Source organism: Providencia sp. PROV267 (assembly GCF_028477825.1).
GTDB lineage: Bacteria > Pseudomonadota > Gammaproteobacteria > Enterobacterales > Enterobacteriaceae > Providencia > Providencia stuartii.
Window position 1 is genome coordinate 154,746 of the sequence record NZ_JAMPLX010000007.1, and the last position, 22,435, is coordinate 177,180.

17 protein-coding genes are annotated in these 22,435 nt (G+C 41.5%); 4 read left to right on the forward strand and 13 right to left on the reverse strand.

The features are described 5' to 3' along the window. Nucleotides 1-27: 27 nt before the first annotated feature. The 13 genes from kdsB to seqA all read right to left on the reverse strand — a co-directional run bounded on the left by kdsB (nucleotide 28) and on the right by seqA (nucleotide 15,543). Nucleotides 28-771 carry a 3-deoxy-manno-octulosonate cytidylyltransferase gene (kdsB, locus tag PR709_RS05420; protein ID WP_014657931.1) on the reverse strand — a complete coding sequence of 248 codons (744 nt, stop codon included), beginning with the start codon at nucleotides 769-771 and terminating at the stop codon, nucleotides 28-30. Nucleotides 772-776: 5 nt separating this feature from the next. Continuing rightward, complete coding sequence (locus tag PR709_RS05425) at nucleotides 777-956, reverse strand: Trm112 family protein (protein WP_004918148.1); 180 nt, start codon at nucleotides 954-956, stop codon at nucleotides 777-779. Nucleotides 957-1,101: 145 nt separating this feature from the next. Further along, nucleotides 1,102-1,317 (reverse strand): cold-shock protein, encoded by a 216-nt coding sequence (locus PR709_RS05430; RefSeq protein ID WP_004918147.1) that lies wholly within the window; start codon nucleotides 1,315-1,317, stop codon nucleotides 1,102-1,104. 390 nt (nucleotides 1,318-1,707) lie between these two features. Next, the gene (gene lpxK, locus PR709_RS05435) at nucleotides 1,708-2,706 is read right to left on the reverse strand and encodes a tetraacyldisaccharide 4'-kinase (RefSeq protein WP_004918145.1); all 999 of its coding nucleotides are present in this window, start codon (nucleotides 2,704-2,706) and stop codon (nucleotides 1,708-1,710) included. Beyond that, nucleotides 2,703-4,448: a lipid A ABC transporter ATP-binding protein/permease MsbA gene (gene msbA, locus PR709_RS05440; RefSeq protein ID WP_004918144.1), complete on the reverse strand. Its 1,746-nt coding sequence runs from the start codon at nucleotides 4,446-4,448 to the stop codon at nucleotides 2,703-2,705. The genes lpxK and msbA overlap by 4 nt, the downstream gene beginning before the upstream one ends. A gap of 35 nt (nucleotides 4,449-4,483) precedes the next feature. Next, complete coding sequence (locus PR709_RS05445) at nucleotides 4,484-6,817, reverse strand: DNA internalization-related competence protein ComEC/Rec2 (RefSeq protein WP_004918143.1); 2,334 nt, start codon at nucleotides 6,815-6,817, stop codon at nucleotides 4,484-4,486. A 612-nt stretch (nucleotides 6,818-7,429) separates the two neighbouring features. Continuing rightward, nucleotides 7,430-7,717 (reverse strand): integration host factor subunit beta, encoded by a 288-nt coding sequence (gene ihfB / locus PR709_RS05450; protein ID WP_004918141.1) that lies wholly within the window; start codon nucleotides 7,715-7,717, stop codon nucleotides 7,430-7,432. A 55-nt stretch (nucleotides 7,718-7,772) separates the two neighbouring features. Beyond that, on the reverse strand, nucleotides 7,773-9,446 hold the full coding sequence (gene rpsA / locus PR709_RS05455; protein ID WP_014657928.1) for a 30S ribosomal protein S1: 1,674 nt from the start codon (nucleotides 9,444-9,446) through the stop codon (nucleotides 7,773-7,775). A 176-nt stretch (nucleotides 9,447-9,622) separates the two neighbouring features. Next, nucleotides 9,623-10,306, reverse strand: coding sequence for a (d)CMP kinase (gene cmk, locus PR709_RS05460; protein ID WP_004918139.1), 684 nt, complete (start codon nucleotides 10,304-10,306; stop codon nucleotides 9,623-9,625). A gap of 202 nt (nucleotides 10,307-10,508) precedes the next feature. Then, entirely contained in the window at nucleotides 10,509-11,783 is a 1,275-nt protein-coding gene (aroA, locus tag PR709_RS05465; protein ID WP_004918138.1) for a 3-phosphoshikimate 1-carboxyvinyltransferase, read from the reverse strand. 104 nt (nucleotides 11,784-11,887) lie between these two features. Next, nucleotides 11,888-12,976: a 3-phosphoserine/phosphohydroxythreonine transaminase gene (serC, locus tag PR709_RS05470; protein WP_004918137.1), complete on the reverse strand. Its 1,089-nt coding sequence runs from the start codon at nucleotides 12,974-12,976 to the stop codon at nucleotides 11,888-11,890. 322 nt (nucleotides 12,977-13,298) lie between these two features. Then, nucleotides 13,299-14,933 (reverse strand): phosphoglucomutase (alpha-D-glucose-1,6-bisphosphate-dependent), encoded by a 1,635-nt coding sequence (gene pgm, locus PR709_RS05475; RefSeq protein ID WP_004918135.1) that lies wholly within the window; start codon nucleotides 14,931-14,933, stop codon nucleotides 13,299-13,301. Between the two features lie 61 nt (nucleotides 14,934-14,994). Then, nucleotides 14,995-15,543 (reverse strand): replication initiation negative regulator SeqA, encoded by a 549-nt coding sequence (gene seqA / locus PR709_RS05480; RefSeq protein WP_004918133.1) that lies wholly within the window; start codon nucleotides 15,541-15,543, stop codon nucleotides 14,995-14,997. 310 nt (nucleotides 15,544-15,853) lie between these two features. Between seqA and ybfF the strand changes: the two genes are divergently transcribed. The 4 genes from ybfF to PR709_RS05500 all read left to right on the forward strand — a co-directional run bounded on the left by ybfF (nucleotide 15,854) and on the right by PR709_RS05500 (nucleotide 22,413). Beyond that, nucleotides 15,854-16,636: an esterase gene (ybfF, locus tag PR709_RS05485; RefSeq protein ID WP_272570798.1), complete on the forward strand. Its 783-nt coding sequence runs from the start codon at nucleotides 15,854-15,856 to the stop codon at nucleotides 16,634-16,636. Nucleotides 16,637-16,867: 231 nt separating this feature from the next. Continuing rightward, nucleotides 16,868-18,955: a peptidase domain-containing ABC transporter gene (locus PR709_RS05490; RefSeq protein ID WP_272570800.1), complete on the forward strand. Its 2,088-nt coding sequence runs from the start codon at nucleotides 16,868-16,870 to the stop codon at nucleotides 18,953-18,955. Between the two features lie 17 nt (nucleotides 18,956-18,972). Further along, nucleotides 18,973-20,301, forward strand: a complete 1,329-nt coding sequence (locus tag PR709_RS05495) for an HlyD family type I secretion periplasmic adaptor subunit (protein ID WP_272570801.1) — start codon at nucleotides 18,973-18,975, stop codon at nucleotides 20,299-20,301. A 3-nt stretch (nucleotides 20,302-20,304) separates the two neighbouring features. Next, entirely contained in the window at nucleotides 20,305-22,413 is a 2,109-nt protein-coding gene (locus PR709_RS05500; protein WP_272570803.1) for a type I secretion system permease/ATPase, read from the forward strand. Nucleotides 22,414-22,435 lie beyond the last annotated feature (22 nt).

A 22,435-nucleotide genomic window follows, 5' to 3' on the forward strand; every position in this document is an offset into this window, starting at 1 on the left:
TATATGGCTACCGATATTTATCGTTGCTTATTTAAATTGCTTTCTTACTAGCTCGAGATCTTCTGGAGTATCCACACCAGCACCCGGTGCTTTTTCAGCCACTGCCACATGTATTTTTTCGCCATACCAAAGCACTCTTAACTGCTCTAGCATTTCGATTTTCTCTAATGGGCTGGCTTCCCATTTAATATAACGACGAATAAACCCTGCGCGATAAGCGTAGATCCCAATATGACGTAAGAAATGATCACCGATAGCATTTTGGCTAACGGCGAATTTATCTCTATCCCATGGAATGGTCGCTCGAGAAAAGTAGAGCGCATAACCTTCGTGATCTGTCACTACTTTTACCGCATTTGGATTAAAGGCTTCTTGAGCATCATGAATAGGCACTGCCAATGTTCCCATCTGCGCTTGGCTACCTTGAAGGTTCCTTGCAACTTGGCTAATGATTTCAGGTGGGATCAAAGGCTCATCACCTTGTACATTCACAATGATTTCGTCGTCCGCAAAGCCATAGGTGTCAATGACCTCTGCTAAACGCTCTGTTCCTGATTGGTGGTTAGGATCAGTCATACAAGCTTCACCGCCTGCTTGGATAACTGCATTCGCAACGTCAGGGTGATCGGTCGCCACAACGACACGTGACGCCCCTGACTTAATGGCTTGCTCCATGACTCTGACAACCATCGGTTTGCCATGGATATCAGCAAGGGGTTTCCCCGGCAGTCGAGTAGAAGCATAACGAGCAGGAATAATAACAGTAAACATAATGATTACTGCCCTTCGTCTAATGCAACTTTGCGAGCTTCACTTTCCAACAAAACAGGAATGCCATCACGGATAGGATAGGCAAGGTGATCGAATTTGCAAATCAGTTCAAGGTTTTCTTTGTTGTAACTTAATTTGCCATGACAGATAGGGCATGCAATGATTTCAAGTAAACGGTGATCCATGTTTTCTCCCAAATGGATTTAACTCACTTCGGGTCAGGATAACACAAGCCGATATCACCGTTAACTTTAATCTTTTTGAATACGCTCTCCTGCGAGAAATTGAGAGGATAGAGGTGCAGGAGAAACGGTACTGTTAATGATTTAATTAATAAGCAATAACGTCAGCAGCCGTTATGCCATCTGAATTGCGAGTAACAGAAAACTCGACATTTTGACCTTCAAATAATGATTTGATTTTTTTATTTGCAATTGATTTACGTGTAACAAAGATATCATCACCGCCATTTATTGGTGAAATGAATCCATAACCCTTATTTGCATCAAACCATTTAACTCGACCCATATGTAATTGAAAATTCATATTAAAACTCCTTTTGTTCTGAGAACAATAATTCTATTTATTGTTGTACTATTACTCTTTACACGTTATACCCCATGATAAATTGCCGATTTATTAAAACGCTTTAAGAGCAAGTAAACGATTACTACCGGATGTACTGTTGTTATTAATCTGTACACACTATTAAATTAACGGTCTTTCGCATACCAATCATCCACTGTAACTTAACAGCCTATTTTGACATTGAGATGACAAAACTGATGAATAAACGTGGAAACTGCGAGGAAATAGAGACGAACTCAGTTGACCGTGAATAAATCAAATATAGATACTCATTATTAATGAATTACATTTATATACATAATAAAGAGATCTACATCACGTTGGAGATATTATTATCACAGTAAATGTTTAAAGACAAGTTTTTTTATAGCGTTCTACCGTGTTTTTGATCTCACTGAGGATTTTTGCTTCCCCTGACGCATCGAAAGAAGCGTCCACAGGCAGATACCACCAATTGGCTTGGGCGAAGGATTGGCATTTTACTGCGTCTTTTTCGGTCATTAGCAGGGGTTCATTATTAGGTGTTAATGCTAACAGAGAGTGTTGTTGATACGGCTGATGATCTGCAAAAGCATGCGTTTGCACCAATTCTAACCCTTTTTTTTCTAAGGAGGCGAAAAAGCGAGGAGGATGACCTATGCCAGCCATAGCAACCACCGTTTTAAGTTCACTCACTGCACACTTTTCACCACTGAGTAAATTAACGGCAATATCCCCTTCTAATGCCATAGCAACTTCATTAGCGTTTGCTTGCCCACCATTAACGATAACAGCATTCACACTCGTTAAACGCCCCGCTCTTTCACGCATTGGCCCAGCGGGTAACCACCAGCCATTGCCAAAACGGCGTTGACCATCAATCACAACGATTTCGTAGTCTCTCGCTAACGCATAATGTTGCAAACCATCATCGGTGATGATCACGTCCAACTCATGGTTTTCCAATAATGCTCTCACCGCCTCACTGCGTTTGGGGGCCACCGCGACAGGCGCTTTGGTTCGGTAGTGAATTAAAATAGGTTCATCACCGGCTTCAGCCGTTGTCGTCGTTGATGAAATCACTAGTGGATAGTGATCTGCTTTTCCACCATATCCCCGAGAAACCACACCAACGCGGTAACCTTCCCGAGTTAATGCTTCTACTAGCCAAATAACGACAGGCGTTTTACCATTCCCCCCTGCCGTTAAATTGCCAACAACGATTACTGGAACTGGTGCCTTCCAAGAACGGAATAACCCAGCTTGATAACTTATACGCCTAACTAACGCGATCGCCCCATACAGCAGCGAGAACGGCAGTAGTAAGATATAAAGCCATGACTGACCAGCCCAGATTTTTTCTATCATTGGCTAAACTGTATTTTATGTAGTTGAGCATAGGCCCCCTCTAGCGCTAATAACGCTTTATGGTTGCCACGTTCGATAATGCGACCATCTTGAACAACTAAAATTTCATCCGCATTTTCAATGGTTGATAAGCGGTGAGCAATCACAAGAGACGTTCTATTTTTTTGCAGTTCGTCCAGTGCTGCTTGAATAGCTCTTTCTGATTCAGTATCCAATGCAGACGTTGCTTCATCTAGGATCAAGATAGGGGCGTCACGCAACAGTGCGCGAGCAATGGCAATACGTTGGCGTTGCCCCCCCGAGAGCATCACACCATTTTCCCCAATCACCGTATCTAAACCTTTATCCAGTTTCGCGATAAAGTCCATCGCATAAGCCATTTCTGCGGCTTTCTCAATTTGCTCGCGGCTAAAACGCCCATCCGTTGCATAAGCAATATTGTTTGCAATGGTATCATTAAACAAATACACATGCTGTGAAACCAGAGCCACTTGGTTACGCAATGACTCAAGGGTATATTCCCTAATATCATGCCCATCAATACGGATAGAGCCTTTATCGATGTCATAGAAACGTGTAATCAAATTGGCAATGGTTGATTTCCCTGAGCCTGAACGCCCAACCAAGGCCACCGATTTGCCTGCTGGTAAAGTAAATGAAATATCATCTAATGCAGGATGTTCTTTAGTTGCATAAGTAAACGTGACATTTTCAAATTCAATATCACCTTTCACATTAGATAATACTTTGGTTCCCTCGTCTTTTTCTTGTTCAGTATCGAGAATAGAGAATAGTGTTTGGCATGCTGCCATCCCACGTTGGAACTGAGAGTTAACGTTAGTGAGCGATTTCAATGGACGCATTAAAGCAAACATAGAAGAGAAAACAACGGCGATTGTCCCCGGTGATAACTGTTCACGAATTTCAGGGAAACTTGCCGCATACAGAACGAACGCTAATGCAAAAGAAGCAATCAATTGAATAATCGGGTCTGAAATTGCCGAAGCAGTGACCATTTTCATTGATTGGCTACGCATATTATTGCTGACTTTATTAAAGCGCTCAGTTTCAACTTTTTGTCCGCCAAAAATTAAAACTTCTTTGTGCCCTTTTAACATTTGTTCAGCACTAGCCGTAACATGCCCCATCCCCGTTTGCATATTTTTACTGATCTTGCGAAAACGCTTAGAGACGATGCGGATTGTAATAGAGACGATTGGCGCGATAACAATCAAAATAAGGGAGAGTTGCCAGCTATAGTAGAACATCATCGCAAACAAACCGATGATATAGGCACCTTCACGAATAATGGTAATTAATGCACCTGACGATGATGCCGCCACTTGCTCTGAGTCATAAGTGATACGTGATAAGAGTGTCCCTGTAGATTGCTGATCAAAAAAGCTGACAGGCATTCCCATCATATGGCCAAATAGCTTACGGCGCATACTCATTACAACTTGCCCAGAAACCCACGAAACACAGTAGGTTGAAACAAAGCTAGATGCACCACGAACAATAATTAGACCTAACATAGCGAGAGGAAGCCATTTTAAAACGTCATTATCCGCTTTCTCAAACCCTTCATCGAGTAAAGGCTTTAATAAAGAAATCATAAACGCATCCCCTGCTGCGTTGATGACTAGAGCGATAGCTGCAACAAATAAGCCTGCTTTAAACGGCGAAATAGTAGGCCATAACCGGCGAAACGTTTGTCGTGTCGAAAGGTCTTTATCAATCATGTTTTTATTACCAAACTTAATGTAAGCGCACTATTCTACTCGGGAAATGGCGGATCACCAAACCAGAGATGATACCATCTAGGGTACATTTCGATTCGATAGCGCAAAATATTTAACTTTTCTTTTTTAAACCAGATAGTTACCTGACCTGACTCCGCTGTATTAATCCATTTAATATTATTATTTTTGTACCGTAAGTACACTTTATCTGACGGTATTTTCCAAGGACTGTATCTTGCTGAAGAGACTAATACCGTTGTTGGTGAAATTGTTCTAATGAATAGTGACGTTGATGACGTATTGCTGCCATGATGTGGCGCAAAAACAATGTCCGCATTTAATCGATGTTTATATAGTGCGGTAATTGCTTGCTCACCCTGCTTTTCGATATCACCTGTTAGTAAGATTTTATGGTAGCCATCGGTTAACATGATCACACAAGAATCATCATTATGAGACTTTTCAGCAAGCTTTTCAGGCCAAAGCACTTCAAAGTGCAGCTCTCCCCATTGCCAACGTTGACCTTTAGAGCAAGGAAGATGTTGCCCCCCTCCAAAACTGCTTCGCACATTTAACCAAGGGTATTGTTTTTTTAGAAATGGCACTCCGCCTATATGGTCAAGGTGCTTATGGCTTAGAATAAGGCCTATCGGGATAATCCCTTTTCGTTTTAAGTATGGAATGATCTGTTTTTGGGCGTTACTTCCTCCTTGCCAACGATTACCTGTATCATATAAATAGGAGACGCCTTTTTGCTGTATTACAACGGCTAAACCATGACCAACATCCAGAGTGGTTAAGCTCCATCCTTGCTCTACTGATTTATCAACCGCACTTTCAGTGCCGATGCACAATGCACTAAAACAGCCTAATAACCCAATATAGGTTCGATGCCAGCCAAATGAAATAAATACACCAATCAACCAGCAGAATAAAGAAACCCACAATGAAACGGACTGTAGCTCCATCCAAAAATCACTGAGATACGCTAATGGCTTTATTCCTATTGAAATAATGCTATCAATTAACTGCAAAATAAAATGATGGATTGCAGCACTTGGAAACAGATATAGCAGAAATGAGAGTAAGATAAGCGGTACAACCAACCAAGAAACAATAGGAACCAACCAGAGGTTTGCCCAAAAGCTCATAAAATTGATCCCTTGAAATAATCCCATTTGTATTGGTGCTAATAAGATCAATAAACCCGTTTGTAAATGCACGAAAGGAATTAACCAACCAAGGACTTTTGTATGCTGTGTAGAAGATGATACAGAAAATAACTTGAACCAATACAGTATCGCCAATACCGCAAAACTGGATAACCAAAAGCTGTCAGATAGCATAGCTAAAGGGTCTGCAAGCACAATCAAACCAATGCTCCATACCGCCCATTGCCATGAAAAATAGAGGCTCTTTTGCTGTTTGATATAGATCCACAACCCCAATGCAATTAAAGCACGTGTTGCTGGAATAGCGAAACCAGAGACCCATCCATACAGAAAAGCAAAAATGCCTCCAAATATAATAGGTATTTTGGGGCTAATAACGTAGCTGGGAAGCAAATACAGTAAGCACCGAGCAAGCCAATAGCCTAGTAAATAAGATAGCCCGATGTGCAAACCGGATATGGCGATAAGGTGGCTCACACCTGTACTTTGTAATAGTGCGGATAACTCAGGCGTTAATAATGTGCGCTCACCAAACATTAAAGCATAAGTAATCGCAGCATTTTTTAATGAAAGAATTTCTTCCTTATAAAAATCTATTACCCTCTGCCGCACAGAGCAGCGAGAGTCGATCATTGTTGTTTGGGTGTTTTTTAATTTACCAATAATACGTTGTGATAGGCTATAACGTTGTTGGTCAAAGCCCCCTTCATTTAAGGATGCATGTAACGGTTTTAATAGGCTATTAAGTTGCCAAGTTTGCCCCGCACAAATAGTAACACCTGACCGATGTTTCACTTGCCATACCGCATATAATGGCGGAAACACGGTGACCCCAGCAACTTTATTAATTCTGACTTTAATGTTTTCTTTTTCTTTATTAAATAGTGGTACGCTGATAATAGTAACGTCTAATAATTGGTACTTTTTTGACAGTAGGTTTATTTTCTCAATAACATCATTAGCGTGCCAACATGCCCACAAAAATGCGATAGCTATTAATAGAAAAAACTTCAGATAACGATGTGCTTTTATAAATAACAAAAATAGAAACAAGATACCTGAAATAATGAATGAATTATTTATTGTGGGGATATGATGAATAAATAAAATCGGTAATGTGCCAATAAATATCGCGATCGCCGCTAAAGTATAGGAAAGTGATCCTCCCCGAAATAGTGTCAGTATACTGCCATACATTTCCTCACCTCTTAGCGCGCCACATGAATGAGCACCATAACGAGGCTTACCCTTTTTTGGAAAACATGAATATCAGCGATACGAGCTGCTTCCTAATACTTGATGATATCACTCAATCATATTTTTTTATTTAGGAGGGGCTTCGCAAAACTATTTTGTTTTTATTGTTAATTTAAATAATTATTGAGAGAGAGTATCGCCGCTTGGATTAAATTAAAAGTGAGTGATATCGTTGTCTATATAGCTTCGTCTATCTCGATTTTAGCTAAGCTAAATATCAACAGCCTATATAATCTAATTACCTAAGTGAGTCATTCATGTTCAGGTAACTTGTGTCTGCATTCCAAGCCATTGCTATACCATAACCAGTTTTATTACGCTCCTAATCTATGGTGCTCTATTTTTTAGCCATTAGCAGATTGCTCCAGCCCTACGACAATACTTAAACGATTTCCTGCGAGTCAGATAAGCAATTAAGCAGCTCACGGTCCCCTTTACTGAGCGTGTCGTTTTAGCCAGAAACGCTATCAATACGTTAAAGACCCCCAATAAAAAAACGGTGCTGTGAAACACAAGCACCGTTTTGAACTAATAATTAAGATTTACAATCAATTATTGACCATAAATATTTACACGGTCACGTAATTCCTTACCTGGTTTAAAGTGAGGAACGTATTTACCTTCCAACTCCACTTTGTCTCCAGTTTTTGGGTTACGCCCAACACGCGGAGCACGGTAGTGAAGAGAAAAACTGCCGAATCCGCGGACTTCTATACGTTCACCACCAGCCAGAGTATCTGCCATATGTTCGAGAATTTCTTTAACAGCATCCTCGACCGTTTTTGCTGACAGATGAGATTGCTGGCTAGCCAGTCTTTCGATTAACTCAGACTTGGTCATAGTACCTCCCTAAACTACCGTTACGAAGGGGTAACGCCTGTTACCCCTACCTTAATTATTCGCCTTTAGCTGCTTTGAAAGCTTCAGCCATTGCGTTGTTACCGAAGCTAGTATCTTCTTGCTTGTTCACAGTAGCGATAGCGTCTTTTTCATCAGCTTCGTCTTTTGCACGAACAGACAGGTTGATTACACGGTTTTTACGGTCAACACCAGTGTATTTAGCTTCAACATCATCACCAACTTTCAGAACCTGTGTTGCATCTTCAACACGGTCACGAGAAGCTTCTGATGCACGTAGGTAACCTTCAACGCCCAGAGTCAGCTCAACAGTTGCACCTTTAGCATCAACTGCGATAACTTTACCAGTTACGATTGCGCCTTTCTTGGTTGCTGCTAAGTAGTTATTGAATGGATCTTCAGCTAACTGCTTAACGCCCAGAGAGATACGCTCACGTTCTGCGTCGACTTGCAGAACAACGGCTGCGATTTCGTCACCTTTTTTGTATTCACGAACTGCTTCTTCGCCTGCAACGTTCCAGGAGATGTCAGACAGGTGAACCAGGCCATCGATGCCGCCTTCCAGACCGATGAAGATACCGAAGTCAGTGATTGACTTGATTTTACCTTCAACACGGTCACCTTTGTTGTGAGTTTCTGCAAATTGCTGCCATGGGTTCGCTTTGCATTGTTTCAGGCCTAGAGAGATACGACGACGTTCTTCATCGATATCCAGAACCATAACTTCAACAACGTCACCAACGTTAACAACTTTAGATGGGTGGATGTTTTTGTTAGTCCAATCCATTTCTGAAACGTGAACCAGACCTTCAACGCCTTCTTCGATTTCGACGAAGCAACCATAGTCAGTCAGGTTAGTTACGCGACCAGTCAGTTTAGTACCTTCTGGATAACGTTTAGCGATTGCAACCCAAGGATCTTCGCCCAGTTGTTTCAGACCCAGAGAAACACGGGTACGCTCACGGTCGAATTTCAGAACTTTAACTGTGATTTCATCACCAACATTGACGATTTCGCTTGGGTGTTTAACACGTTTCCAAGCCATATCAGTGATGTGCAGCAGGCCATCAACACCGCCCAGATCAACGAATGCACCGTAGTCAGTAAGGTTCTTAACGATACCTTTAACTTCCATGCCTTCTTGCAGATTTTCGAGCAGTTGATCGCGTTCTGCGCTGCTTTCAGATTCAATTACAGCACGGCGAGAAACAACAACGTTGTTGCGTTTCTGATCCAGCTTAATAACTTTGAACTCTAGCTCTTTGCCTTCCAAGTGGGTTGTGTCACGAACTGGACGAACGTCAACCAGTGAACCTGGTAAGAACGCACGGATACCGTTCAGTTCTACAGTGAAACCACCTTTTACTTTACCGTTGATAACACCGGTTACAGTCTCAGCTTCTTCGTAAGCTTTTTCCAGCATCAGCCATGCTTCGTGGCGTTTCGCTTTCTCACGAGAAAGGATAGTTTCACCGAAACCATCTTCAACTGCATCCAGAGCTACGTCGATTTCGTCGCCAACTTGGATTTCTAGCTCACCCTGAGCATTTTTGAATTGTTCTACTGGGATAGCAGATTCAGATTTCAGACCTGCGTCAACCAGAACAACGTCTTTATCGATGGCAACAACAGTACCACGGACGATAGAACCAGGACGGGTTTCAATATTCTGCAGGGATTCTTCAAAGAGTTGAGCAAAAGATTCTGTCATATTAATGATCTTCAAGAGTTTTAAATTAACGTCCATTCAGCTTCCGGCCAAATGGGGTTGTTTTACATACCCCACAACTTTCCTTGTCATAAGGTGATTACCATGTTAAGCGAAAAAATCAACATAGTATTAGATGCGTATACTATCTACATTATAAGCTAAAATACAGCCAATTATTAAGATAATTGCAGAATTTTTTTCGCGTAGGCTTGTGCTTTTTCAATGACTTCCTCAATTGACATACTTGTGGAGTCCAAAATCAAAGCATCCTTCGCGGCAACTAAAGGTGCAACCGAACGGTTACGATCACGATAGTCGCGTTCTTGTATTTCGGTTAAAAGTCGTTCAAAGTTAACATCAAACCCTTTTTCCTGCAACTGCTTCATGCGCCGATGAGCGCGCTCTTCGGCGGAAGCGTCAAGAAAAATTTTGACGGGAGCGTCAGGAAAAACAACGGTTCCCATATCACGACCATCTGCAATCAAACCAGGCATCGCTCTAAATGCGCGTTGCCGGCGTAATAGCGCTTCCCTTACACGCGGAAAAGCCGCTATTTGCGAGGCGGTTTTACCCACATCTTCCGTGCGAATTTGATTTGAAACATCTTCGCCTTCTAAAATCACTTTTAACTGGTTTTCTTCTGGCACAAAGCGTACATCTAGGTTTGCCGCTAAAGGTACTAACGCATCTTCAGACTGAATGTCTACATGATGATGTAAAGCCGCTAATGCGAGAACACGATAAATCGCACCAGAATCTAAGAGTTGCCATCCAAACTGGTTTGCCAGCGCTTGGCATAATGTACCTTTACCAGCACCACTTGGTCCATCAACGGTTATTACAGGGGCAATTGCCACCATAAAAGGTCTCCTTCTCTGCACGTGGTTTCACCACCTGCAATTAAAATCTGTAGTGGTATTATACCTACTCGACGATTTTGTGAAATAAGCAGGTTCTGATGAGTCGCAGAAAAATGGTTATGCAGATATATAAATGGCGGCTAATTATGGATACTGACTGACATTGCCTCAATGCAAAGTCAGTCAGTCGAATGATTAAAATTTAGCTCAGACGGGCTAATTGTTGGAAGTAATCTGGGAATGTTTTTGCCGTGCACCCTGGATCTAAAATCGTAACAGGGGTATCAGACAAGGCAACGAGCGAAAAACACATAGCAATTCGGTGATCGTTATAGGTTTCAATTTCAGCATGCTGTAATTGCGCTGGCGGAACAATACGGATGAAATCGTGCCCCTCTTCGACTTCAGCACCGACCTTACGCAGTTCAGTCGCCATAGCATACAGTCTATCCGTCTCTTTCACGCGCCAATTATAGATATTACGGATCACCGTTTCCCCTTGCGCAAACAGTGCCACAGTACCAATGGTCATCGCCGCATCTGGGATAGCGTTCATGTCCATATCGATTCCGTTTAACGTACCTCGTTGGCATTCAATAAAGTCATCCCCCCAACGAATTGTTGCCCCCATTTTCTCCAGTACATTGGCAAACTTGGTATCGCCTTGGAGACTATTACGACCAATACCTGTCACTCTGACAGTACCACCTTTAATAGCTGCCGCGGCAAGAAAATAGGATGCTGATGACGCATCACCTTCGACTAAGTATTCACCGGGTGATTGATACTGCTGTTGCCCTTTAATAACAAAGCGTTGATATTGGTGATTATCCACTTCAACGCCAAACGTGGCCATCAAGGCTAAGGTGATATCGATATAAGGTTTTGAAACCAATTCACCTGAGATAGTAATGATTGTCTCTTTCTCAGCCAACGGCGCGGCCATCAAAAGTGCGGTCAAAAATTGGCTAGAAACAGAGCCATCAACCGATATTTCACCACCAGAAAAACCACCACGTAAGCGAAGGGGCGGATAATTTTCTTGTTCTAGGTAATCAATCGTAGCGCCACCTTCACGTAAAGCATCAACTAAATGCCCTATTGGGCGCTCTTTCATGCGAGGCTCGCCTGTTAACACAATATTGTTATTCGCTAACGACAATGCTGCGGTCAATGGGCGCATTGCCGTACCCGCATTACCCAGAAAAATTTCCAGTTCGTCAGTATGGCATAACCGCCCACCGACTCCTTGAACACGGCAACGTGTTTTATCTTCAGACAATTGGTAATTAACACCAAGCTGGCTTAATGCATTCAGCATATGGCGAATATCATCACTATCCAGTAAGTTTGTCAGTAACGTTGTGCCATTAGCCATAGCCGCTAATAACAGCGCTCGGTTCGATACACTTTTAGACCCTGGCAGGTTGATCGTTCCGTTAATTGAAGAGATAGGTTGTAATGTCAGGGATTGCATAAAGCGCAGGTTCTCCAGTACTGTTTGCCTAATTATTTATTATCGTTTTCAAAAATGAAGATAGTTAAACCCGACCCAATGCGCGGATTAGGTCGGGAAGATGATTATGCGTGGCGACGTTCAAAGTCTGCCATGAAATCAACAAGTGCTTGGACACCGGCTAATGGCATCGCATTGTATATTGATGCACGCATCCCACCTGAAACGCGGTGACCTTTTAGTGACAATAGCCCTTGTGCTTTCGCTTCTTCAAGGAATTTGTCATCCAACGCAGGATTTTGCATTTGGAAAGGTACGTTCATCCAAGAACGGTTTTCGACCGCAACGCGGTTAATATAAAATTCACTATCATCGATTGCGTTATACAACAATTGTGATTTTTCATAGTTGCGTTTTGCCATTTCCTGCAAGCCGCCCTGCTCTTTCAACCACTTAAATACCATACCTGACAAATACCAAGCAAAAGTCGGCGGTGTATTAAACATCGAGTCATATTTTGCTAGGGTTGTATAATCAAATATTGAGGGTGTCTGCTTTGAAGCTTTGCCCAAGAGATCTTCACGGATAATAACAATGGTAAGACCCGCTGGACCAATATTCTTTTGTGCTCCTGCATAAATCACGCCATAACGGCTAATATCAATAGGTTTAGACAGAATCGAAGATGAATAGTCCGCAATGATCACTTTGTCTTTCGGGAAATCAGGTTCTTCATGGATAGCTAGGCCATCAATAGTTTCATTAGGGCAATAGTGAACATAAGCCGCATCTGAGCTTAATTGCCATTCGCTCATCGGTTTCACACCCACAACACCGTCTTTTTCTTGTTTGACTTGGATAATGTTAGGAGTGCAATATTTTTGTGCTTCTTCTGCCGCAGATTCCGCCCAATAGCCACCAACAATATAGTCTGCCGTGGTTTTATCGCCCAACAGGTTCAGCGGTAATGCAGCGAAATGACCGCGAGCACCACCATGGCAAAATAGTACTTTATAATTTTGCGGAATATTTAATAAATCACGTAAATTTTGCTCTGCTTCCTCCGCTATCGCAATAAAATCCTTGCCGCGATGGCTAACTTCCATAACAGAAACGCCTAAGCCTTTCCAGTTACAAAATTCCTGTTCAGCACGACGCATGACTTCAACAGGTAGCATGGCAGGACCCGCACTGAAATTATAAACCTGACTCATTGATTTCACCCTATCTTCAATTTCAACAATGTTTGTTAAATTAACTCAGTAACTATGGTTGTATCATCACCTGTCACTTGCTGCAACGGTTATTGTCGAGTTGATGGGAAATACGATAAGTTGAATTTATTGATAAAAAAGAGAGGAATTTTGTTAATCCCGTCACAACAAATACCACCACAATATTATGAAGCGATAGTGGACGAATAAAAAATATAATCCCGATTATGGCCTGTTTTGCATAATCGGGATTTGAAAATATTTTGCTCTAGCCAGTTAGGCAATAATGATACGGCTGATTAAGCAATAATGATACGGCTGATTAAGCAATAACCTTATTCACAATCTCTATTGCTTCTTGTTCAATTTGGCGTAAATGCTCTTCGCCACGGAAACTTTCACAATAGATTTTGTACGCTTCTTCCGTGCCGGATGGACGAGCGGCAAACCAACCATAATCGGTCATGATTTTTAGCCCGCCAATAGAAGCGCCATTACCCGGTGCCGTCGTTAAACGTTGAGTGATCTTATCGCCCGCTAAAGAGTCCGCAGTGACCATCTCTGGCGACAACTTACTGAGTTTCGCTTTTTGCTCATGGGTGGCTTTGGCTTGAATACGACTATAAATAGGCGCACCAAATTTTTCGGCGAGTTTGTTATAACGTTGCTGAGGGTTTTCCCCTGTCACCGCAGTAATTTCTGCCGCTAGCAAACATAAAATGATACCATCTTTATCTGTCGACCAAGGTGTGCCATCAAATTTAAGGAAAGACGCTCCGGCACTCTCTTCGCCGCCGAAACCCAATTTTCCGTTAAACAAGCCATCGACGAACCATTTAAAACCAACGGGTACTTCGACAAGTTCACGTCCAATATCGGCAACAACACGGTCAATCATGGCACTTGAAACGAGTGTTTTCCCGACAGCGACCTCTTTCCCCCATTGTGGGCGATGCTGGAATAGGTAATCGATCGCGACCGCAAGGTAGTGGTTTGGATTCATTAACCCTGCTGGGGTGACAATACCATGACGGTCATAATCAGGGTCGTTGGCGAATGCTAAGTCAAACTTTTCTTTCATCCCTAATAGGCCAGCCATCGCCCAACGCGATGAGCAATCCATGCGGATCACGCCATCATGATCAAGCGGCATAAAACGGAATGTTTGATCTAATTGATCATTCACCAGTTCAAGATCTAATTGATAATATTCAGCAATCTTGCGCCAATATTCGATGCCAGAACCACCGAGTGGGTCGACACCTAATTTTAAACCTGCTTTTTGAATCGCCTTCATATCCACCACTTCACCCAGTGCGGCGACATAAGGCATGACTAAATCTTGTTCGGTGACATAACCACTGACCAGCGCATCTTCAAAAGAAATACGCTTAACACCCGTAAGGCCGTTTGCGAGTAATTGATTTGCTTGCTTTTCGATAACCGATGTTAAATCGGTATCAGCAGGGCCACCATTCGAGGGATTATATTTTATACCGCCATCTTCTGGTGGGTTATGAGAAGGTGTAATGACAATTCCATCCGCAACATCTTGATGGGATTGATTATAACTGATAATCGCATGGGATATGGCAGGCGTCGGAGTAAACCCGTTATCGGCTTGGATAACCACATTGACTTGGTTTGCAGCTAACACCTCAATAACCGTAATAAATGCCGCTTCAGACAACGCGTGGGTGTCTTTGCCGACAAAGCATGGCCCTGTTAGCCCTTGCTTTTTACGTAAATCAGCAACCGCTTGAGCAATAGCAAGAATATGATTTTCGTTGAAATTTTTCCTACTTGCACTGCCTCGATGCCCCGATGTTCCAAACTTCACTGCATGTTCAGGGTTACCGACTTGTGGTTTTAGTTGATAATATTGAGCGGTTAGTTGTGCAACATTAATCAAATCTTTCTGAAACGGAAGCTGCCCTGCGCGTTCATGTATTGTCACTTGTTATCTCCCAATGCACTGGTGCCCTATTTGTGACACCAGCGATGCCTCAATTTTTCGATTAGATAGTATTACAAACTTTCTCAATCACATTGGCAGGGAACTGCATTTCCTGCATGATTGCTTCAACCATGCTGCGTTTGCGATTGGTATTTGTGTTGGTGATCACCCAAAATGGCGTTCCCGGAATATGCCGTGGTTTTGACTGCTTACCTGCGGCTAACAGTGTTTGCTCATCGCCAGCAAAATAGACACGCGTACGACCATGCATTGACTCTGTCGCATTAGCAAAAACAGTGGCGTCTAAGCTATAGAGTGTCGATAAAATTAGCATAAAGCGGTCGATGGCTTTGCTTTTTTCTGCATAAGCATCAGAGAGTAAAAGCTCCCTCATCACCCTAACTGGATTTTGCGGCGTAATGGCTGTTTTTTTTGTCTCGACCGCCTGCTGCGGCGGCTGTTCGTTGCCGAGTTCTTTAACGACTTGTACTGGCTGACCGGACTTTAAATTTAACATACGGCGCAAAATATCCGATGCACTTTCACCGATATGCAGTGTGTGGCTGGCAATATAGCGGTAAAGCTCTTCATCAACTTCTATCGTTTTCATTTTTTCCCAGTACTTTTTTAACTAAAATTTGCGTTGGGATTATAAGATAGATTTCAAGAAAACAAAACAATTAAAATTTCAATAACTTAAAGTAAACAGCACACTAAGTTCAACGATATTTCAGTAAGTTATCATCTGATTGGTGGTTTTATGTTTAATCAGAAAAAAATACAATAATGAGAAGAATGAGACCTTAATATTCCATTTATTCTTTTATTGATAGCATTGAATAATTAATCGACCCGTTTGGATTTTGCTAATGTACATGCCATCATATCGTTAAAGAAGATAAATAAGCTGAAAATGAACTATGACAAACCTGCTAAACCATACTATTCATAAACCTGAAACTCCGGTATCGTCTACCCCTGTCGTGCTGATCCACGGATTATTTGGTGATCTCAATAATCTCGGTGTATTAGCCCGCGATTTACAAAAATATTTTGTCACCATCCAAATTGATGTCAGAAACCATGGCGACTCATTCCGTGCCACGACAATGGAATATCGCCAAATGGCACAAGATGTCATGACACTCTTACAATCCCTTGGATATGAAAACGCCATTTTGATTGGTCACTCCATGGGCGGGAAAATTGCGATGGCAGCAACCGAAATTGCCCCTCATTTCGTAGAAAAAGTTGTGGCTATTGATATGGCGCCTGTCGCTTATCAAGTTCGCCGCCACGATACCATTATTGCGGCTCTCGAAGCGGTGACCCACGCTGGCGTCAAAAGCCGCCAAGACGCGACGGTAGTCATGCGCGAATACCTTGATGAAGAGAGTGTCATTCAGTTTTTACTCAAATCATTCCGCCAAGGCGAGTGGAAATTTAACCTGCCTGCCATCAAAGAAAACTATGAGTCTATTATTGGCTGGGAAACCGTTCCGGCTTGGAATAAACCTGTTCTATTAATCCCCGGCGGTAACTCCCCTTATGTGCAAGCCGAATATAGAGAAGAGATTGCCGCACAGTTCCCAAATGCGAAAGCATGGGTCGTCGCGGATGCAGGGCATTGGGTTCATGCAGAGAAACCAGATCATGTACTTAGAGCCATACACCGTTTCTTAGACTTGCCCGAATACCAATAAATTCAAGCTTTATTTATAATGAAGGGAATATATAACCCTTCATTATAAACCAAATAAGAACCAATAATATATAAGACAAACTTCAATACACTGATAACTATTATTTCTGTATTATCTCTGTGAAAACTATCCATACTATTTCATCTATTATTGCTAACATTATTTTATCAGCAATAAATATCAACCATCCTATATGACAAGCAATAACCCAAAGGAATATTCACAGAAAAAATGGAAAGTGAAAATACTCAGTCAACACTCTACTTTATTGGCATCATCATTAAGTTAACAAGTGATATTAGTCAAAACGAGTTTAATACCATCACCACAGAGAAAGAAAGTTTCCGTGATACATTAAAAGCGCTTCAAAACAAGCTTAATATAAAGTGTAAATATAAAAATCAAACCAATAAAAACATTAGTAAGATAGATTCTCCTTCTATTATTTATGATAATGATAACGTAGCTTATCTATTAGCTAATTTTAATCATGAACAAGTTCTTATTCAGCGATTTGGTAACCATCCTCCAGAATTATGGAGTATGGATAAGTTTATCCAAATGTGGAGTGGTAAATGGCTACAGGTTAAAACCAAACAAAGCCAATTTGATATTACTTGGTTTAAAACAGAATTTTTGAAATATAAATATATTATCGCTAGCGTTTTATTATTTTCATTTATTTTGCAAATACTCGCATTAGTGACACCAATTATTATCCAAGTCATTATGGATAAAGTGTTAGTGCATAATAGTATGATGACATTGGATCTGCTGATCTTTGGTCTTATTATTGCCGCCATCCTTGAAGTGACGCTTAAAGGGCTGCGTGAGTATGTTTATAACCATACCGTTAACCGTATCGATATGACTTTAGGGTTAAAGTTGGTCAATCATTTACTACATCTGCCCCTTTCGTTTTTTAAAACTCGGCAAATTGGTGCAATCGTTACACGCGTTAAAGAGCTAGAGACTATTCGCGAATTTTTGACAGGAAGTTTTTTTACACTCTGTGTTGATGTGCTCTTTTTATTTGTTTTTCTTTATGTCATGAGCCTATTATCCTCAACCTTAATGTTGGTTTTTTTATGCTCAATTCCCTTCTATTTATTAGTTGCTTGGTGGCTGACGCCTAAAATTGAGGCCGCGGCCCATAAGCAATTTGCAAATATTGCCATCAACACCTCATTTTTAACCGAAAGTATTAATGGTATTGAAACAGCCAAAAGCCTCTCAATAGAGCCCAATTTTACTCGCCGCTGGGATCAGCAAACTTCTGATATGAGTCATACGACATTTGCGGCAGGCCAAATCAACTCCCGCTCTGAACATATTGTGATGGTGATTGAGAAATTAACCAGCGCCGTTATTTTGTGGATTGGTGCCTCTGAAGTCTTAGCCTTACAGCTTACTATTGGTCAATTTATTGCATTTCATATGATGGTCAATCATGCAAGCCAGCCTCTTGTTAAGTTGGTTAAGCTCTGGGGGGATTATATTAGAACCAAAGTTGCCATCGAAAAATTAGCGCAAATTATCAATTTGCCGACAGAGCAAACAAAACAAGCGGATAATAATACCTTAAAAGGCCATATCCATTTGCGTAATATCTCTTTTCGCTATCAACCTGACATGCCTTATATTCTCGATAATTTTAATTTATCGATTCAGGCTGGTGAAACATTAGGCATTGTTGGTACATCTGGCTCAGGAAAAAGTACTCTTGCACGTTTATTACTCCGATTATATACCCCTGAGAAAGGAACGATCCTATTAGATGGCACTCCTCTTTCATCGATGAATATTCATTCGCTCAGAAGGCAAATTGGCATCGTATTACAAGAAAACTTTCTTTTTAACCAAACCGTTTTCGATAATATTGCGCAAACTTATCCCAATGCGTCAATGGATGAAGTCATACATGCCGCCAAAATGGCGGGGGCCCATGATTTTATCTTAAAATTACCGATGGGTTATGACACCATATTATCCGAAGGAGGCGCATCACTGTCTGGGGGACAACGCCAAAGAATTGCTATTGCACGTACACTGCTCGCCGACCCTAAAATTATTATTTTTGACGAAGCCACCAGCGCATTAGATGATGAGTCTCAAGCTATCATTCAAAAAAATATGCAGCTTATTGCTCAGGGCAGAACGGTAATTACGATTGCTCATCGCCTTTCTACTATTCGTCATCACCAACGTATTATCGTGATGCAACAAGGCAAAATTGTTGAACAAGGAAGCCATCAACAATTACTTGAGCAAGGCCAGTTTTATCAACATTTATGGGCGTTACAGCAATCTTTTAAATAATGACACGGATGTTAGTTATGAAACAAACAGCAGCAACGACACGGTATAACCATTTTTTACCGTCACATTTAGCACTATTAAAAAGCCCGCCGTCTTACCTAGCCTTAACAACGGCCATCATTATCAGTATTGGCATTTTATTTGCGATTATTTGGTCATATATCGGTAAATTAGATATTCAAGCGACGACACAAGGCCGATTGGTCGTTTCCGGGCGAACACAAGTTATTCAAGCCTTTGAGCTTAGCCGCTTACAACATATTTATGTGGCTGATGGACAACACGTCAAACAAGGCGACCCATTATTAAGTGTTAATGTCTTAGGGATCAATCAAGATATTCATAATCTTAATTATCAAATTCATTTTCAACAAATTGAAAAATGGGTACATCATGCGTTATTAAATCAAATTTCCCCTGAGCTCACTCAGGAGTTTGCTAAATTATTACCTACAGAGCAGCAACGCCTTTTAGAAAGCTATCAAAGCTTAAAAAATGAATATGATGCGTTACTCAATGAGATTGATAATGAAATAACATTGAATAGAACTCATTATTCGGCAAGAGAGCGTGAATTAAAAGACGTTAATACTTTGATCATCAATATACAAAAACGCCTTGATGCCCATCGGGTATTAAATAATCAGCAACTGATTAGCCAAAAAGAGTTTTTGGAGCAAGAGCGTGAACTGTTAATGGCGAAAAAAGAGAAAACCTCAAAATTATCCGAGCTAGCGATCCTCAATAGTCAACATTCCGCACTACATGAAAAACGTCACCGACTACAGACACAGAAAACCCAAGAGTGGTATGAAAAATATCGCCAAGCTGAATTTAAATTAGTTTCAGCGGAGCAGGAATTACTAAAAAAACAAGAAAGAGAGCAGTTAAAAATTATTCGTTCCCCTGTAGATGGTACAGTACAACAACTCGCGACCTATACTTTAGGTGCCGTATTACAGCCAGCTCAACAATTGATGGTGGTTGTGCCCAATAATGACGTGCAATTAGCCGAAGTCAAAATTCTCAATAAAGACATTGGATTTATTCGTGAAGGGCAATTAGCAACGGTCAAAATAGATGCTTTCCCCTACACACGCTATGGCACTATCGATGGTGAAGTCATTTCGATTTCTAGAGATAGCACCCAAGACGAGCAATTAGGTTTGGTTTTTTTAGGACAAATAGGTTTAAAGAAAAAGAGCCTATTGGTTGAAGGTAATCACATCGAATTAACCCCCGGTTTATCGGTCACTGCCGAAATTAAAACCGAAAAACGTCGCGTCATCGATTATTTACTTAGCCCTATTCAAGAATATACCACCACCGCCATGAGGGAAAAATAATCCATGACTGCGACTGAAACAAATTATGGTTTAGAGGCTTTAGTGTGGGTGGCAAACCATTATCAAAAAAATGTCACTAAAGACCAATTAATGCATGCTATTGGCATGAGCTCTGATTCACCGACCGACTGGGAGCTTAGAGAATGTGCCCACATTATAGGCTATGAAAGTGAGCTTGATGATTTAGACAAACGGCAAATTGCTAACCTTCCCCTTCCTGCACTAATTCGTATTCACGATGTTTGGTGGGTGCTGGCAAACAATCATGAGGGGGCGTTAGTGTTAATTCACCCCACACAAGGTGAGCTTTGTCTGTGGCATGAACATAATACAGAGGTAAATAGCCGCTTTGCCGTGTTATTAATCAAAGAACAATTTGAAGCCGAGCAAAAAAGAAAGTTTGGTATTGGCTGGTTTATCCCTTCAATATTACGTCAGCGCGCCCAATTAAAGAATGTTTTTATCCTTGCAGCTGTCGTGCAACTTTTTGCCTTAGTTAGCCCATTATTATTTCAAAATGTCATTGATAAGGTACTTGTTGGACGTAGTTTAAATAGCCTTCATGTCTTGGCAATTGGCATTATTAGTATTGCCTTTGCAGAGCCGCTTTATAGTTTTCTTCGGAATAAAATTTTTAGCCATACCAGTACACAAATTGGCGCTGAATTATCAGGAAAACTCTATCGGCACCTAATGGCACTACCATTGGGCTATTTTAAGCGGCGCCCTACAGGGAAAATTATCGCTCGAATTCGTGAAATGGCCCATATCCGCCAGTTTTTAACTGGCTCTACCTTGATGCTATTTATCGATTTACTCTTTGTTAGCCTTTTTATTGCCATTTTGTTTACCTATAGCGCCATTATGTCATGGCTTCTCATTGGCTCTTTGGTCATCTTTTTTATTTTATGGATGATACTCGGCCCCATTATTCGGCAACAAACAGAGAAGTCCTATCAAGCCGATGAAAATGGGCTAACCTTCTTAACAGAGGCTGTCACAGGGATTGAAACGATTAAAACGACAGCAACTGAAACCTATTTTTATCGTCGCTGGCAAAAGTTACTCAGTAAACAACTTATTCAAGGTTTTAAAGTCACCTTGCGTAGTAAGGTCGCCTCACAGCTAATGGCTCTCGTCAGTAAAATTACCACAGCGCTGTTGCTTTGGGTGGGTGTCAAAGAGGTGATGAATGGGGGGATCACCCCCGGTGAATTGGTTGCCTACAATATGTTAAGCGCTCATGTCACTCAACCTGTACTTCGATTAGCGCAAATATGGCAAGATTTTCAGCATACCATTATCTCTCTTCGCCGTGTGGGGGATATTTTGGATGAGCCTATTGAAAATGAACGAAAAGGCATTGTCAGTTCGGCATCTATTCAAGGCCGTATTGAGTTCCAAAATATTCGTTTTCGTTATCAACCCGAAGCCCCAGAAGTGCTGAGCCATCTTTCATTATCCGTTAAAGCGGGAGAGTTTATCGGTATTACTGGGCCTTCAGGCTCTGGAAAAAGTACCTTAACGAAACTACTGCAACGGTTATATATTCCACAACATGGTCAAGTGATTGTCGATGGGATGGATCTTGCGGTTAGCGATACGGTTGCTCTGCGTCGCCGCATGAGTGTCGTACTTCAAGAAAGTATGTTGTTTGTCGGTACTATTGAAGAAAACATTCGTTTGAGTAAACCACAAGCCAATCATGATGACGTTGTGGAAGCGGCTAAACTTGCAGGCGCCTATGACTTTATTATGTCACTTCCTGAGCAGTTTAACTTCCCTCTGTCAGAGCGTGGACTGAATCTTTCGGGAGGGCAGCGCCAGCGCATCGCACTCGCTAGAGCGTTACTGACAAAACCGGATATTTTGATTTTGGATGAAGCTACCTCGGCATTAGACTACGAGTCCGAAGCCGCCATCATGGCGAATATGCCTTTAATCACACAAGGACGGACAGTGATCAGTATTGCGCACCGTTTGAATACTATCATGCATGCGGATCGCATTTGTGTAATTTGCGACGGTAAGGTGGCTGAAATGGATAACCATCAAAATTTGCTTCAGCAAAATGGGTTATATGCACATTTATGGCGGCAGCAAACTCAATAATAGTACCGTCAAAGCACCAGCA